Here is a 15474-nt window from a genome sequence, read left to right as displayed (position 1 = left end):
AACATCCAGACAATTAGTCGTACCTCTATCTCTAGCTTTACAAAAAAACTGTCCCACACACTAGTGTTCGCAGAATCACTGTATAACTTATAGTGAATGGCTTCCTTTAAAAGAATTTGTCGTGTTAATTTGACATCCTTTTTTTGATTTTTCATCTTCTAATATAAACATTGACAATATTTCTACGATCTGATGCTTTTGTGTAGAAGCTAGAAACGTACTTCCCCTAAGTCTTGTTTCAATAAGACCTAACAACTTTAAACTTCCCAATGCCTCTATTTATAGAGGATGGCCAGACACCCTGACGTTCTGAAAGGGCTCGTTCGGTTGGTCCTTTTCATCAGCCTGTATTTTTTCCATTTTTATAAGCTGTCGTAATTGTTGGACGATATCTAAAAACACTTTCCTTTGTTCGGTTTTATTATCCATACGATTAACTCCTTGGTCAATCTATTCCCTTGGCATAATTATGTTGTCGCTTTCCTTTCGCGCTATAAACAATGCATCCAAAGGCTTTATCTTCATTCAGTAGGTGTTTGGATACCTAATTATAAAGAAACAATCTCCACCACCTTTAGATGATGGCGTCTCTTACGGAATGAATCCAAAAGTGGTCTGGCCACTTTTGGATTTGGCTTTATCTTACAAAACAATTATTTAAAAGTAAAGAAAAAACTGCATAAAATTTTATGCAATTTCTAAAATTCCTTCAATTTCATATTCTTTTCGTCGTTTGTGCATGTTTACTTTCACTTGTGGTCTACCAAAGCGCTTTTCAAGCGTTCTCTCAATGTAAAGCAATTCATCTTCTAGTAACAGCTCTTGAACAAGATGAAAAACTTTGCGGGAATAAGGTTACAGAGACCGTTCCAAACTCATCCTGAAGAGCTAATAATGACCATTTGTAAACGGCAAAGCATGTACCTGGCAACGTCCGTACGTGCCCACTGAGCCAATATTCAGGGTTATTAATCGTAACTTTTTTTAATTGTTACAACTTTACTAAATCAAGAGTTTTTCAGTATAGTTGTATATCGCGAAATATCAATAATTATGAACAAACTATCCGTATTAAAAAAACAAGGAAAGTTAAAAACTAGCTTGTTTGAAATTAACTTTCATATAAAAATCCAAATAATATCTAAACACAATTTATAAATCATCAAATATGTTTATTTTATTGGTTTATAGACTTTATGTCCTTTTCTAATAGAAAAAATAAACTCAGCTAATTGTTTAATCAACTGAGTTTATTTTGCGTTGTATTTAGTTTTTAGACAATGCTTTCATATCTGCTACGATTGTTTCAACCGGTACATCTGTCGTGCCATCATAATCTTTTACGACAACACCATCAGCATTTACTAAATAAAAACTCGACATATGTACTACTTGATCAGAATTCGGATCATTTTTTACTAATGAATTAAATGATTTTCGCGCAAATTGCTCAATATATACTTGCTTATAACCAGTCAGCAGCTGCCATTTGCTATCATCAACAACCGAGTACGTTTTTAAATAATTTTTTAATACTTCAGGTGTGTCAACTTCTGGATCTACGCTAAATGCTACGATTTGATAGTCCTTTACGCCTTCATCTTCTAATGACTTTTGCACATCTGTCATATTATATGTCATCGGCGGACAAATCGAATTGCAATTTGTAAATATGAACATGGCTAACCAAGGCTTTCCTTTAAAGCTATCAAGGTTCACTTGCTCATTGTTTTGATTTGTAAAAGAAAAATCTTGTACGTCAATACTCATTTCAGGTTCAAATTTATAACTACCACAAGCTGTTAATAAACTACTTATTACTAGTAATCCAACTAGTACGATCCATTTCCTTCTTAACAAAGTGTACACTTCCCTCCAACTTATCATCGTTTTTTATTGTATAAATTATAGATTACAAATACAAGATAATGGTCTTGAATCTTTTCCTTCTTTATGTCAAACTCCTTCATTTGTATGTTTTTGGTAGCTTTAAACCCATTTTATGCCATATTATTAAAAGTTTTTTTAAAAATTTTTTCAGCATTTTTTTACTAATTTTCTTATTTCCCAAGACATCATATAATTGTTATATAACAAGGTTTTTTTGCTATTCATTTATAGACTCTCTTTTATAGAAAAATAAGGAAAACACTAAATTTCTCTTTTAAGTTCATTTTTTCTTTTACATTCAAAATTATTATCAATAAGCTATTTCAACAATACTATTTCAAGAGTGAAATGCGTTCTCTTTCATACAGATAATTTCTATTAAATCCTTATTATTTCTACTTTATTTCGACTATCTAAATTTGACTAAAAATTTGAAAAACTAAAATTTTAGTATTGCATTATAGGATTCTTCCTCATAAAATAAGTGAATATAACGACGAGACAAAAAGAAATATGTCGTTTTAAACAGCAATATATAACTTTAGGGGGAATAATAATGGCTAACATTACTGAGAACAAAAACGTACAATCAGTTGACTATAATGCAATTGAAGCTATGGAATCGTTCAACAACTTCGTAAAAAAGAAAAATACTTTCCTTTTTTCGATCACAGCAGGGTTTTTAATTCTTTATATTTTACTACCAATCCTTGCTTTCCAGCCTGTACTACAACAAAAAGTTATTGGTAGTATTACGGGCGTTTGGATTTACTCAGCAGGACTTTTCATCATGACAATAGTTCTTTGTACAGTATATGTAAAAAAAGCTTCTTCATTCGATAAAGCTGCAGCTGCAGTTCTTGCAGAGTATCAAGCGAAAGGTGGAAAATAAATGAATTTAGTATCAGTAGGATTCTTCTTAGGAATCGTAGGTTTAACATTAATCGTTACGTATATCGCTGCGAAGCGTACTTCTTCTGCCAGTGATTTCTATACTGCCGGTGGTGGATTAAAAGGATGGCAAAATGGCTTTGCGATTGCTGGTGACTACTTATCAGCGGCTGCATTTCTAGGGGTTTCAGGTGCTATCGCATTAACTGGTTTTGATGGTTTCTTCTTCTCAGTAGGTTATGTTGTTGCGAACTTAGTTTTACTATATGTAATTGCAGAACCAATGCGTAATTTAGGACGCTATACATTAGCCGATATGTTAACAGCTCGCTTTAATGAAAAACGTATTCGTGGAGTAGCTGCTACAGGCACAATTATTATCGTTATTCTTTATATGATTGCTCAATTAGTAGGTGCAGGTGCTCTTATTAAATTATTATTTGGTATTGAGTATTGGGTTGCGGTGTTAATTGTAGGCGTTATGATGACTACTTATGTATTATTTGGTGGTATGACGGCTACTTCATGGGTTCAAATTATTAAAGCTGGACTTTTACTATTTGGGACAGGTTTATTAGCAACACTGGTATTAATGAAATTCGATTTCTCTTTAGTGAAAATGTTTGATACGATTTCAACTGATCACGGCGATAAGTTTTTAGTGCCAGGTATGAAATACTCAAGTTCAATTGATTCTGTTTCAATGATGATGGCACTAGTATTAGGTACTTCAGGTTTACCACATATCCTAATGCGCTTCTTTACTGTTAAAGATGCAAAAACAGCTCGTGCTTCTATTTCTTGGACAACTTGGATTACAGCTATTTTCTTCTCATTAACAATTTTCTTAGGTTTTGGCGCTATGCACTTTGTAGGGCTTGATAAAATCATCGCTGAAAGTAAAGCTGGAAATACGGCTGCTCCACTATTAGCTGAATTCCTTGGCGGAGATGTGCTTATGTCATTTATTTGTGCGGTTGCATTTGCAACAATCTTAGCGGTAGTTTCAGGACTAGTATTAACAGGTGCATCTGCAATTTCTCATGATATTTATGGTGAGATTATTAAAAATGGTAAATTAACTGAAAAGCAACAAGTTTTAGCTGCTCGTACAGGCTCAATTTCAATTGCCATTGTATCGATTATCCTTGCATTATTTGCACAAAGTTTAAACGTTTCATTCTTAGTATCATTTGCATTTTGTATCGGGGCTTCTGCCAACCTACCTGTTATTTTATATACAATTTACTGGAAAAAATTCAATTCAACTGGTGCGGTAACTGCCATGGTAACAGGTTTAGTTTCATGTTTAGTTCTAGGTGCTATGGGTCCGAACGTTTGGAGTCCAGTTGAAGGTGCAGCAATCTTTGTTGGAAATCCACTAGTGCCACTTGCAGTTCCAGCAATTATCACGATTCCTCTTGGCTTTATTGCTGGCTACTTAGGTTCTGTTCTTTCATCTAACAAAGTATCTCAGGCTGAGGCAGATCGTATTTACAAAGAAATCCGTGTAAAAGCAAATACAGGGGTATCTGTTTCAGATATTTCCCATTAATCAGATTAAGGTTTTAACGACCCCTTTTTATAGTAAAAAAAGACTCGACTTCGGTCGGGTTTTTTCTTTTTTATTATAAAAAATTAAACATTTTACTTATCGAACAATACTATTCTTTTTCCAAAAATAAGAAAATAACCATTTTCCACTAGAGAAATAGTGTTTATTTTTTCTAGAAAAAACGCATTTTTTCTCGGTTATTACAACTGATTTTTTGTCAAGAACCTAGTAATATCATCATCTTATAAATTTATCTGAATTTTCGAAAACCCTTTAATTTCTAGGCTTTGTCATGTATTTTCTGTTTAAAGTCTATTTTTCAGAAAATTTTTTTTACATAATTTTTCTGAAATGTATTGCAATTTCGTGAACTGTCTCATAAAATTAAGATGTGAATTCACTAAAGTAGCAAAAAATAGTATTTAAGCAGTAAAAATAAACACAAAATGGGGAATGTTTATGGCGAACAATCAAGCAAGCAAAAGCATTGTTATTGATTATGATGCAATTGCAAAACAAGAATCGTTTAAAGCACTTGTAAGAAAAAAGAATGCCTTTTTATGGTCAATCACTGTATTCTTTTTAGCAGCTTACATGTTGCTACCTATTCTTACATCTTACACAACAATCCTACACCAAAAGGCTATTGGGGAAGTCACTTGGGTATGGATTTACGCAGCAGGATTATTCATCATGACTTGGAGTTTATGTCATCTATATGTTGCGAAAGCAAATAGCTATGACAAAGAAGCAAAAGCAATTATAGCTGAATATGAAAACGGAGGTGGCCGCCTATGAGCTTTATCGCAATATTTTTCTTCGTAGCAATTGTTGGTCTTACATTAGTTATTACATGGTGGGCATCTAAACGTACTTCTTCTGCAAGTGATTTCTACACTGCAGGCGGTGGTTTAACAGGCTGGCAAAATGGACTAGCTATTGCTGGTGACTACTTATCAGCAGCTTCTTTCTTAGGGATCGCTGGTGCCGTTGCATTATTCGGATTTGATGGATTCTTCTTCTCTATTGGTTATTTAGTAGCTTACTTAGTGGTGCTATATATCGTAGCTGAGCCATTACGTAACCTTGGTAAATTTACATTAGCGGACATGATTACAGCACGTTTTAATAATTCTAAAGTTCGTGGTACAGCAGCTCTAAGTACCATTACAATTGTATTATTCTACATGATTGCACAACTAGTTGGTGCAGGCGCACTTATTCAATTACTTTTAGGAATTGACTATTGGGTTGCAGTATTAATCGTTGGTGTTATGATGACTACTTATGTTTTATTCGGTGGTATGACTGCAACTTCTTGGGTACAAATTATTAAAGCTTGTCTATTAATGTTAGGTACTGTCATTATTTCGTTCTTAGTATTAAAAGAGTTTGGCTTCAGTATTTCAACAATGTTTACAGAAATGTCTACTGCTACTGACAGCGGTGCGGCATACTTAAACCCTGGACTTAAGTATACAAACGGTATTGATACAATTTCTGTTTTAATTGCCCTTGTATTAGGTACTGCAGGTCTTCCACATATCTTAATGCGTTTCTTCACAGTAAAAGATGCAAAAACAGCTCGTTCTTCAGTTATTTGGGCTACTTGGATTGTAGGTCTATTCTATGTATTAACAATCTTCTTAGGCTTCGGTGCTGCTGCATTCGTTGGTAAAGAAGACATTATCGCTGCAAACGCGGCTGGTAACATGGCTGCTCCACTTCTTGCAGAAGCACTTGGTGGCGACATTCTGTTCTCATTCGTTTGTGCAGTAGCATTCGCAACAATCTTAGCGGTAGTAGCAGGTCTTGTACTTTCAGGTGCATCTGCCCTATCACATGATATTTATGGTCAAATTATTAAAAAAGGTAAGATTACAGAAAAAGAGCAAGTACTTGCTGCTCGTATCGGTTCTATTACAATCTCTATAGTATCAATCCTTCTTGCACTTGGTGCACAAACATTAAACGTTGCGTTCTTAGTATCACTAGCATTCTGTATTGCTGGTTCAGCAAACTTACCAGTAATTATTTACACAATTTATTGGAAACGCTTTAATACGGCTGGTGCAGTAACAGCGATGTTAACAGGTTTAATTTCTGCTTTAATACTTGTAGCTGTATCTCCAAACGTTTGGAATCCAGTTGAAGGTAAAGCAATCTTCGTAGGTAATCCGTTAATAATGTTAACGAATCCTGCAATAATTTCTGTACCACTTGGTTTCCTAGGTGGTTTCATCGGAACGTTACTTTCTAAAGAATCTGATGATGCGAAATATCGTGAAGTTGATGTAAAAGCAAACACTGGTATTTCAGTTCAAGACGTATCTCACTAATACTATCACTAAAACCCCGTAAACTTTATGCTTACGGGGTTTTACTTTTCTCCCTCTTTTCGGTAATATATTGGTAATGTGAAATGGAGGGATTAGCATGGCACTATCTAAAGCTAAAAAGAAACGTATGCATTTAAAACGGACGCAAGGTAAGGATGTTGAAAAAAAACGTCAAACTGCCCCTTTTAGTACGCATGAGCGCGTGACAAAAACGAAGCATGCTACATTAGAACACAATAGAACAAAACATAGGAAACAGCCACACGGAGACGATTACTCGCTCTAAATGTGGCTGTTTTTGTCGTGTCTTTATAAATCGTAAAATAATTTTGTGTATCGTGTCAAAGTATTGGCCGCTTCTTGCGTTGTTATACCTTTAAGCGTTGCAATGACTTCAATACTTTTAGCCATCATAGACGGCGATGTTCGAGCCTTGTCAAAAGGTCCTTCAAATGGCCAAGGTCCATCCGTTTCCACCATCATCAGTTCCAATGGATACTTTGTAATCAAATCTTGTATTTCCGCTTCATAAACACAATCAGGCGTAATGGAAATATAATAACCATTATGTATCATGCGCACAATTGCCTCTTCACTTCCCTTGAACCAATGAAAATGAGCTTTCTTTACACCATGTTTCTCAAGTAAATCACAAGCGATGAGTGCATCCTCATAAACAGCATGTAACACTATCGGTTTGTGAAGTTCTTGCGCTAACAAAATAAATTGTTCTAATAACGCAATATAAGGGCGCTCATCCAATACATGCGTCTGTTTTCGATAATAAGGTAAACCAACCTCTCCAACAGCAATCATCTCACTTGCGTGCAGTCGTATCCAATTAAATAAAGCTTCTTTCTCCTTATCATTAGGCAACGACTGTTCAGGATGAAAACCATATGCTGCCTTGACCTTCGCATAGGCTCTCGATAACTTCAGCGTTTTCTCACAAGATTGTAAGTCCGTACTGACCGCTATAACCGTTTGCGCCTCATCAAGTAGCAAAGGTACTTCTTCTTCTTGATACTGATCTAAATGAATATGTGCATCAATCAACATATGCATCGTCCTTTTCTTCCTTTAAATACTGAAAAAGTTGTTGTTTTAACTGTGTAAATTGAGTGGAATGACGAATTTCCTCGGAACGTGGTCGTGCAAACGGCACAATGATTTCTTCCTTAACCGTCGCTGGACGTTTCGTTAATACAATAATACGATCCGCTAAAAATAGCGCTTCTTCAATACTATGTGTCACGAATAGGATAGATTTTTTATGTTCCTCCCAAATAGATAACAACCATGCCTGCATTTCTAATCTTGTAAACTCATCGAGCGCTGAAAAAGGTTCATCTAAGCATAGTATCGGTTTCCCGCTGACGATAGCACGCAAAAACGATACACGTTGCTGCATGCCTCCTGATAATGCATGCGGATAAGCATTTTCAAACGAAGCAAGACCAACCTTTTCTAGCCACGCTTTGGCAAGCTCTTTATTCGGACGACGCTGCAATTCCTCAACAATCATGACATTTTCTAAAATCGTCCGCCACGGTAATAAGCAAGGTTGTTGGGGCATATAGCCAATGCTACCTGTTTTTCGTTGAATATTGTCTCCATTTAACAAAATAGCTCCGCGATCGACAGGCGTTATTCCTCCTATCAATTGAAAGAGTGTGCTTTTTCCGCTACCTGAAGGACCAATGATTGCCACAAATTCACCTTCCTGTACGGTAAAGGATAAATTATACACTACTTCAAGCGAGCCAAAGGACTTAGATATGTCTTGAATGTTCAGCATGTGCGCCCCTCCCCTTTACAACAATCTTTTCTACAAAACGAATCACACTAAATAACAATAAACTTAATAAGACAATCGCAAATATCGCTACAAAGACGCGATCCGTTCGAAACGATGATTGTGCGAGCGTCATATAAACACCAATTCCCTTTTTTGCACCAAGCCATTCAGCAATGACCGCTCCCATCACACTATAGGTCGCCGCAATCTTAATACCGGAAAAGATAGATGGATACGCATAAGGCCATTCTAATTTCCAAAATGTTTGCCCCTTCGTAGCACCAATCATTGCAAAATAATGTTTGAGCTCAGGAGAGGTTTGGCGAAACCCATCCATCGCCGCGATAACGATTGGAAAGAAGCAAACGAGACAAATAATAATCAGCTTGGGTAACAGGCCAAAGCCAAACCAAATAATTAATAATGGCGCTAAAACGAGCACTGGCACATTTTGAGACACAATAAGAATCGGATAAACAAACGCTCTAATGGTTGATGAGCGATGTAAAAATACCGCAACGCTTAAGCCACACATCACACCAATAGCAAGCCCTAATAATGCTAGCTGAATCGTGGCCCAAACATGGGGAATAAACGTTGAATACGATTCAATACCTTCAATCATAATGGCACTTGGCGCTGGCAATAGCCAATGCGGGATATCAGCTACACGTATAATAAGTTCCCATATGAATAAGAGGAAGGCGATAAAAATAATCGACCTTCCTTTCAGCATTACCTGTTTCACCCTCGATATTTCTCCGTTAATGTTCCCATTGTAATACCAGCTGGCTGATATAAAATTTTCACTTGTGTAATAACATTGATAGCGCCTAAGTCAATCATCTTTTTATTCATCTCTTCAATAATTTGTAACAAAGTGGATAATTCACCCTCCATTGTTGTTTCCAGTGGATGCACCTCATAGTGCACACCGGAAGCATCGATTACAGCAATTGCCGCATCTACAAATGGGATCACATCCTCATATTTTTCTGTTTTAGGTATGATTTGTACACTAATTAATGAATTCGCCATTTATTTTGCTCCTTTCTTTGGTAAGAAGTCGTTTGTAAATGCTTGTTGTGCATTAAAGTCGCCTTCTAAAACGTTATTCTGTGTCATCCAGTCCGCATAGTTTTCCCAAACTGCTAACTTTTGTTCTCCCCATTGCGCCGCATCATCTTGATATTTACCCGCTAACCATTCCTGACTTTTATGCACAAGCTCTTTATCCAAATCAGGTACCGCTTCAAGTAAAATATCAGCCGCTTCACTCGGATGCGCTATCGCATATTCATAGCCTTTGGCAGTAGCTGCGACAAATGCCTTTACGACATCAGGATTATCCTTTATCATTTTTTCATTCGTTGCCAATACAGGTGTGTAATAATCAAGCTGCTCACTATAGTCGGTTAAATACTGCATATTTAACTTTTCCCCACGAAGTTCTGCCTCAATACCTGTCCAAGCATAATAAATCCACGCAAAATCAATATCCTTTTGCATCATTGTGAAAAAGTCGATATCTCCCGCATTGACGATATCTAATTTGTTTATATCAGCATTTTCTGTTTGCATCAGTGACTGTAAAACAGCTTGTTCCACTGGAGCACCCCAGCCACCATAGGTTTTTCCTTCGTAATCTTTTGGTGATGTAATGCCTTTTGAAGCGAGTGATGCAAAACCTGAAGTATTATGTTGAATAATTGCCGCAATCGATACAAGTGGTACACCTTGTACACGAGCTTGTGTAATGCCTTCTTGGATGCTTACGCCAAACTCTGATTTCCCAGACGCCACAAGCTGATCAGCACCTGCATCACCTGGTAAAATAATCTCTACGTCTAAGCCTTGCTCTTTAAAATAGCCAAGCTTTTGCGCCACATAAAGTCCCGTATGATTCGTATTAGGTGTCCAGTCCAGTACAACTGATACTTTTTTTTCTGAACTGGCTTCCTCTTTTTTGTCTTCTTTTGCGCTACACCCAACTAATGTAATTAGGGCAGCAACCATAATGATTAACCATTTTTTCATGCTATATCCTCCTAGCAAGTAATTTGAAAGTGTTCATGATTGAATGTTTCACCAGAAGAAAAGCGTATGCTGTTTTTAATCCGTTTGCAGACGATGCTCATTGTTTTCTATCTACTTAAGGGAATTCATCATCCTTAAACAAAAAACGCCTAGGAATTATCCCAGGCGTTTGCAAACGGTATCAAAAAATAGTGTACGAATATTTTTGAATAGATGTTCCCTACGCTGGTACGAGCCAAATCAGGTTCAAAGGGTCAGCATCTGAACGGACGCAATCTCAGCTGGCAACTTCCAGCCCCCCTACATTCTTAACTTATGAACTTTTCGTTGATTATTATACCCCTATCTATCTTCAAATGACAAGCTCGTATTTTTAAACCTTTAAAATCAGCCTTGCTGTCGATGCCTATCATAAGCGAGCAAACTTCTTTCTAATTAGTAATTCGTTTTCCAAAGCATTTTGCTAGATGAAAAAAGCCCAGTTCTGTATAAGAACATGGGCATAATAAATTATTCTTCTTCTTTTTTCATTTTCATTACATGAGAAATGGTACCGTCTGTAGCGATATCTATTTTAAAGGAGCCATTCGAATGGCGATCTGCGCGCGTTAAACCTTTGACATCAATGATTTCTTTTACGCCTTTTTCTGTTTCAACAATGACTTGCTCCTGATCACTTGCTTTTACTACCGCAACAATACGATGTGGATTGGCTTTTAATTCGGTTAACACTTTTAAACCACGTTTTGCTCTACTTGCCATATCGACTTCAGCGACATTCATCTTCTTCACAGCACCTCGTTGGGTAACAATCACGACATACTCTGTATCAGACGGCTTTAATATTGTTACACCAACAAGTACTTCCCCATCTTTTAACGTGATACCTTTCACGCCACCCGTTTTAACACCTGTGACAGGAAGTTCTTCAATTGGGAAGCGGATAGCGTAGGCTGTATCAGTAATCAATAACAGCTCTGCCTCGTCTGAAACAATATCCGCCATGATCATTTCATCGCCTGATTTGACATTCATCGTCTTAATCGGCTTCGAATAACGTGTTACTGCATAATCTGGCAGTGGCGAGCGCTTAATTTGCCCTTCCTTTGTAGCGGTTAAAATATAGGTGTTTGGCTGTTCAAAGGAATCAAAACCATAGACGGCAATAATTGTTTCATCTTCCCCTGTTGGCACAATACTTGAGATATGCTGACCAAGATCTTTCCAACGAATATCCGGCAATTCATGTACAGGCTGATAAATATAATTCCCACGATTTGTGAACAACAACAGATGATGCTGGGTATTTAACGTTGCCTCATACAGTAAATAATCGGAGTCTTTCATGGCAAAATCTTGTCCATTAGATGCTGCATGCGAACGTGTGGATGTGCGCTTAATATAGCCATCCTTCGTCACTGTGACCACAACATCTTCACTTGGAACAAGCACGTCTAACGTAATTTTAATTTCTTCAATCTCTTGTTCGATTTTCGAACGGCGTGGTTCAGAAAAACGTTTTTTAATGTCGAGTAATTCTTGTTTAATGACACGTACAAGTTTCGCCCCGCTATGCAAAATACCTTCTAGTTTCGCAATCAGTGCATTTAATTCATCTTGTTCACGACGTAGCTCTGTAATATCCGTATTCGTTAAACGGTATAATTGTAAGCTCACAATCGCCTCCGATTGCACTTCAGTAAAGTCAAATTTCACCTGTAAATTTGTTTTTGCGTCGCGCTTATCATTCGATGAACGAATTGTTGCAATTACTTCATCTAAAATCGACAGTGCTTTAATCAAGCCATCAACAATATGAGAACGGTCTTTTGCCTTTTGTAAATCATAAATGGAGCGGTTTGTCACCACTTCTTTTTGATGGGCTATGTACGCATCAAGTAGCAGTGGCAATGTCATCATCGTTGGACGACGATTATGGATCGCAATCATATTAAAGTTATAGGCTACTTGCAAATCAGTAGTTTTAAATAAGTAATTTAAAATGCCCTGTGCTGGCACGTCTTTTTTTAACTCAATCACGACGCGTAAACCAGTACGGTCTGATTCATCTCGAATTTCTGCAATGCCTTCCAGGCGTTTATCGACGCGTTGTTCATCAATTTTCTTTACAAGATTTGCCTTATTCACATCATAAGGTAACTCTGTAATAACGATTTGCTCTTTCCCGCCTTTTAATGGTTCAATGGCTGCTTGAGCTCGAACAATAATTTTACCGCGTCCAGTTTCATATGCCTTTTTAATACCATCGACACCTTGAATAATCCCTCCTGTTGGGAAGTCAGGGCCTTTAATCACCGTCATTAGCTCATCGACAGTCGAATTCGGTTGATCTAAACGCATTAAAACGGCATCTAACACCTCATCAAGTGCATGTGGGGGAATATCTGTGGCATAACCAGCAGATATTCCTGTCGACCCGTTGACAAGCAAATTCGGAAAGCGAGCAGGCAATACTGTTGGCTCCATATCCTGATCATCAAAATTCGGTACAAACTCCACTGTCTTTTTACCGATATCACGTAACATTTCAGCTGCAATTGCTGACAATCTTGCTTCTGTATAACGCATCGCAGCAGGTGGATCTCCATCAACAGAACCATTATTTCCGTGCATTTCAATCAGCATATGGCGCGCTTTCCAATCTTGACTCATTCGCACCATCGCTTCATATACCGAACTATCACCGTGTGGATGGTAGTTACCGATTACATTCCCGACCGTTTTGGCAGACTTACGGAACGGTTTATCGTTCGTATTGCCTTCTGTATACATCGCAAATAAAATACGTCGCTGTACAGGTTTAAGACCGTCGCGCGCATCTGGCAACGCTCGGTCTTGAATAATATACTTACTATAACGACCAAATCGGTCTCCCATTACTTCTTCTAATGGTAAATCTTGAAACTTTTCCGTACTACTCATGCTTGGTCCTCCTCTTGTTGGATGAATTCATTGTCTAAAATGTTCGAATCATCCTCCATGCCGAAGTTAACATTTGCTTCGATCCATTTACGGCGCGGCTCTACCTTATCGCCCATTAACGTTGTCACGCGACGCTCAGCACGTGCCCCATCCTCAATCGTGACACGAATTAACGTCCGTGTCTCAGGGTTCATCGTTGTATCCCACAGTTGGTCAGCATTCATCTCACCAAGTCCTTTATAACGTTGTAGGATATAGCCTTTCCCCACTTTTTTAATGGCTTTTTGTAAATCATTTTCGGTCCAAGCATATTCAATGACCTCTTTTTTCCCTACACCCTTTGATACTTTATAAAGTGGTGGTAACGCAATAAATACTTTACCAGCCTCAATTAATGGGCGCATATAACGATAGAAGAATGTTAATAGGAGCACCTGAATATGTGCGCCATCCGTATCAGCATCGGTCATAATGACAACTTTATCGTAGGCTGAATCTTCTACTGAGAAATCCGCTCCAACTCCTGCACCAATAGCATGAATAATTGTGGAAATCTCCTCGTTTTTCATAATATCTTGGAGCTTCGCTTTTTCGGTATTAATGACTTTACCGCGCAACGGTAAAATCGCCTGAAACGTACGATCTCGCCCTTGTTTCGCTGAACCGCCAGCAGAATCACCTTCGACTAAATATAATTCGTTTTTCGCAGCATTGCGAGATTGTGCAGGTGTTAGCTTTCCTGAAAGAATCGTACTTCCTTTTTTACTTTTCTTCCCGTTACGAGCATCTTCGCGTGCTTTTCGCGCCGCTTCACGTACTTGTTGCGCACGAATCGCTTTTCGCACAAGCGATGCAGACAATTCCGCATTTTCTTCTAGCACATATAAAACTTGTTCAGAGACAACACTATCGACTACCGAACGCGCTTCACTTGTACCGAGCTTTCCTTTCGTTTGCCCCTCAAATTGTAGTAAATGTTCAGGAATACGGACAGAAACAATTGCTGCTAAACCTTCGCGAATATCTGTCCCTTCAAGATTTTTATCTTTATCTTTTAGTAATCCTATTTTCCGTGCATATTCATTGAAAACTCTTGTCAAGGCAGCTTTTGCACCGGTTTCATGCGTACCACCATCACGTGTACGGACGTTGTTTACAAACGATAAGATTGTTTCTGAATAACCATCGTTGAATTGGAAGGCAAATTCAACTTCGATATCGTCTTGCTCACCCTCTACATATTTGACAGGATGAAGAACATCTTTTTCCTCATTCAAATACGCAACGAAAGCTTCAATGCCGTTTTCGTAAAAGAAAACATCACCTTTGCCTTCCTCGCGTTGATCAATTAACTCAATTTTTAATCCTTTTAATAAAAATGCAGACTCACGTAAACGTTCTGCCAGTGTATCATAATTAAATTTTGTGACGGAAAAGATCGTGTCATCTGGCAGGAAATGTACAAGTGTGCCTGTTTGCTTTGTCTGTCCGATTTCTTCTAAAGTCGTCACAGGATGTCCACCGTTTTCAAAACGCTGTTTATATTTTTTGCCATCGCGATGAATCGTCACTTCTAAAAATGTCGATAAGGCATTAACAACGGATGAGCCAACACCGTGTAAGCCGCCACTCGTTTTATAGCCTCCTTGTCCAAATTTACCACCTGCATGTAAGACTGTGAAAATAATTTCAGGGGTAGGTTTGCCCATTTTATGCATACCTGTTGGCATTCCACGTCCAAAATCGCGAACGCTTAAACTTTGATCTTTATGAATTGTGACAATGATATGAGAACCAAAGCCAGCAAGTGCTTCATCCACCGCATTATCTACGATTTCATATACAAGGTGATGAAGTCCTCTGCCATCTGTGGAACCGATATACATGCCGGGTCGCTTTCGTACCGCTTCTAATCCTTCTAATACTTGAATTGCGTCATCATTATAGACGCTAGGTGACTGTTTATTCGCCAAAAGATTCCCCTCCAAAAAAACAAACGCATGTTCTGATTACGTTCTCAT

Annotated in this window: 14 protein-coding genes and 1 riboswitch; of the genes, 5 read left to right on the top strand and 9 right to left on the bottom strand. The window is 37.8% G+C overall.

Going from position 1 to position 15474, the window contains the following annotated elements; all coding sequences use genetic code 11:
• Positions 1-279 precede the first annotated feature (279 nt).
• The gene (locus T479_RS23710; protein ID WP_158497880.1) at positions 280-429 is read right to left on the bottom strand and encodes a hypothetical protein; all 150 of its coding nucleotides are present in this window, start codon (positions 427-429) and stop codon (positions 280-282) included.
• 837 nt (positions 430-1266) lie between these two features.
• Positions 1267-1887, bottom strand: a complete 621-nt coding sequence (locus T479_RS10235; protein WP_029747163.1) for an SCO family protein — start codon at positions 1885-1887, stop codon at positions 1267-1269.
• 559 nt (positions 1888-2446) lie between these two features.
• On the opposite strand from T479_RS10235, the gene T479_RS10230 reads away from it, so the two are divergent.
• From T479_RS10230 to T479_RS10210, 5 genes are all read left to right on the top strand, one after another.
• Entirely contained in the window at positions 2447-2782 is a 336-nt protein-coding gene (locus T479_RS10230; RefSeq protein WP_024361773.1) for a DUF485 domain-containing protein, read from the top strand.
• A complete protein-coding gene (locus T479_RS10225; RefSeq protein WP_024361774.1) occupies positions 2783-4336 on the top strand; it encodes a solute symporter family protein in 1554 nt (517 codons plus the stop codon).
• 459 nt (positions 4337-4795) lie between these two features.
• A complete protein-coding gene (locus tag T479_RS10220) occupies positions 4796-5134 on the top strand; it encodes a DUF485 domain-containing protein (protein ID WP_024361775.1) in 339 nt (112 codons plus the stop codon).
• Positions 5131-6675: a solute symporter family protein gene (locus tag T479_RS10215; protein ID WP_024361776.1), complete on the top strand. Its 1545-nt coding sequence runs from the start codon at positions 5131-5133 to the stop codon at positions 6673-6675. Before T479_RS10220 ends, T479_RS10215 begins: the two co-directional genes overlap by 4 nt.
• Before the next feature lie 97 nt (positions 6676-6772).
• Entirely contained in the window at positions 6773-6961 is a 189-nt protein-coding gene (locus tag T479_RS10210; protein WP_024361777.1) for a ribosome rescue factor BrfA, read from the top strand.
• A gap of 23 nt (positions 6962-6984) precedes the next feature.
• On the opposite strand, the gene T479_RS10205 is transcribed toward T479_RS10210, so the two are convergent.
• The 7 genes from T479_RS10205 to parE form a co-directional block, all read right to left on the bottom strand.
• Complete coding sequence (locus tag T479_RS10205; RefSeq protein WP_038510305.1) at positions 6985-7734, bottom strand: TatD family hydrolase; 750 nt, start codon at positions 7732-7734, stop codon at positions 6985-6987.
• On the bottom strand, positions 7724-8473 hold the full coding sequence (locus tag T479_RS10200) for an ABC transporter ATP-binding protein (protein WP_024361779.1): 750 nt from the start codon (positions 8471-8473) through the stop codon (positions 7724-7726). The genes T479_RS10205 and T479_RS10200 overlap by 11 nt, the downstream gene beginning before the upstream one ends.
• Positions 8448-9209 (bottom strand): ABC transporter permease, encoded by a 762-nt coding sequence (locus tag T479_RS10195; RefSeq protein ID WP_052599576.1) that lies wholly within the window; start codon positions 9207-9209, stop codon positions 8448-8450. Before T479_RS10195 ends, T479_RS10200 begins: the two co-directional genes overlap by 26 nt.
• An 8-nt stretch (positions 9210-9217) precedes the next feature.
• Positions 9218-9511 (bottom strand): thiamine-binding protein, encoded by a 294-nt coding sequence (locus T479_RS10190; protein ID WP_024361781.1) that lies wholly within the window; start codon positions 9509-9511, stop codon positions 9218-9220.
• On the bottom strand, positions 9512-10510 hold the full coding sequence (locus T479_RS10185; RefSeq protein ID WP_024361782.1) for an ABC transporter substrate-binding protein: 999 nt from the start codon (positions 10508-10510) through the stop codon (positions 9512-9514).
• 200 nt (positions 10511-10710) lie between these two features.
• Positions 10711-10822, bottom strand: a riboswitch (TPP riboswitch).
• A gap of 198 nt (positions 10823-11020) precedes the next feature.
• Positions 11021-13453 carry a DNA topoisomerase IV subunit A gene (gene parC, locus T479_RS10180; RefSeq protein WP_025219468.1) on the bottom strand — a complete coding sequence of 811 codons (2433 nt, stop codon included), beginning with the start codon at positions 13451-13453 and terminating at the stop codon, positions 11021-11023.
• Positions 13450-15426 carry a DNA topoisomerase IV subunit B gene (parE, locus tag T479_RS10175; protein WP_024361784.1) on the bottom strand — a complete coding sequence of 659 codons (1977 nt, stop codon included), beginning with the start codon at positions 15424-15426 and terminating at the stop codon, positions 13450-13452. Before parE ends, parC begins: the two co-directional genes overlap by 4 nt.
• Between the last annotated feature and the right edge of the window lie 48 nt (positions 15427-15474).

This window comes from Lysinibacillus sphaericus (assembly GCF_000600105.1).
Lineage (GTDB): Bacteria > Bacillota > Bacilli > Bacillales_A > Planococcaceae > Lysinibacillus > Lysinibacillus sphaericus.
The sequence above is the reverse complement of the archived record's forward strand: the minus strand, read 5'-3'. Positions and strand labels throughout refer to the sequence as shown.

What these genes read in the sequence shown, in the direction of transcription:
- T479_RS10220 (WP_024361775.1), top strand. Translation starts at nt 4,796, where the DNA reads ATGGCGAACAATCAAGCAAGCAAAAGCATTGTTATTGATTATGATGCA.
- T479_RS10200 (WP_024361779.1), bottom strand. Translation starts at nt 8,473, where the DNA reads ATGCTGAACATTCAAGACATATCTAAGTCCTTTGGCTCGCTTGAAGTA.
- T479_RS10225 (WP_024361774.1), top strand. Translation starts at nt 2,783, where the DNA reads ATGAATTTAGTATCAGTAGGATTCTTCTTAGGAATCGTAGGTTTAACA.
- T479_RS10205 (WP_038510305.1), bottom strand. Translation starts at nt 7,734, where the DNA reads ATGTTGATTGATGCACATATTCATTTAGATCAGTATCAAGAAGAAGAA.
- T479_RS10215 (WP_024361776.1), top strand. Translation starts at nt 5,131, where the DNA reads ATGAGCTTTATCGCAATATTTTTCTTCGTAGCAATTGTTGGTCTTACA.
- parC (WP_025219468.1), bottom strand. Translation starts at nt 13,453, where the DNA reads ATGAGTAGTACGGAAAAGTTTCAAGATTTACCATTAGAAGAAGTAATG.
- T479_RS10185 (WP_024361782.1), bottom strand. Translation starts at nt 10,510, where the DNA reads ATGAAAAAATGGTTAATCATTATGGTTGCTGCCCTAATTACATTAGTT.
- T479_RS23710 (WP_158497880.1), bottom strand. Translation starts at nt 429, where the DNA reads ATGGATAATAAAACCGAACAAAGGAAAGTGTTTTTAGATATCGTCCAA.
- T479_RS10230 (WP_024361773.1), top strand. Translation starts at nt 2,447, where the DNA reads ATGGCTAACATTACTGAGAACAAAAACGTACAATCAGTTGACTATAAT.
- T479_RS10195 (WP_052599576.1), bottom strand. Translation starts at nt 9,209, where the DNA reads ATGCTGAAAGGAAGGTCGATTATTTTTATCGCCTTCCTCTTATTCATA.
- T479_RS10210 (WP_024361777.1), top strand. Translation starts at nt 6,773, where the DNA reads ATGGCACTATCTAAAGCTAAAAAGAAACGTATGCATTTAAAACGGACG.
- T479_RS10190 (WP_024361781.1), bottom strand. Translation starts at nt 9,511, where the DNA reads ATGGCGAATTCATTAATTAGTGTACAAATCATACCTAAAACAGAAAAA.
- T479_RS10235 (WP_029747163.1), bottom strand. Translation starts at nt 1,887, where the DNA reads ATGATAAGTTGGAGGGAAGTGTACACTTTGTTAAGAAGGAAATGGATC.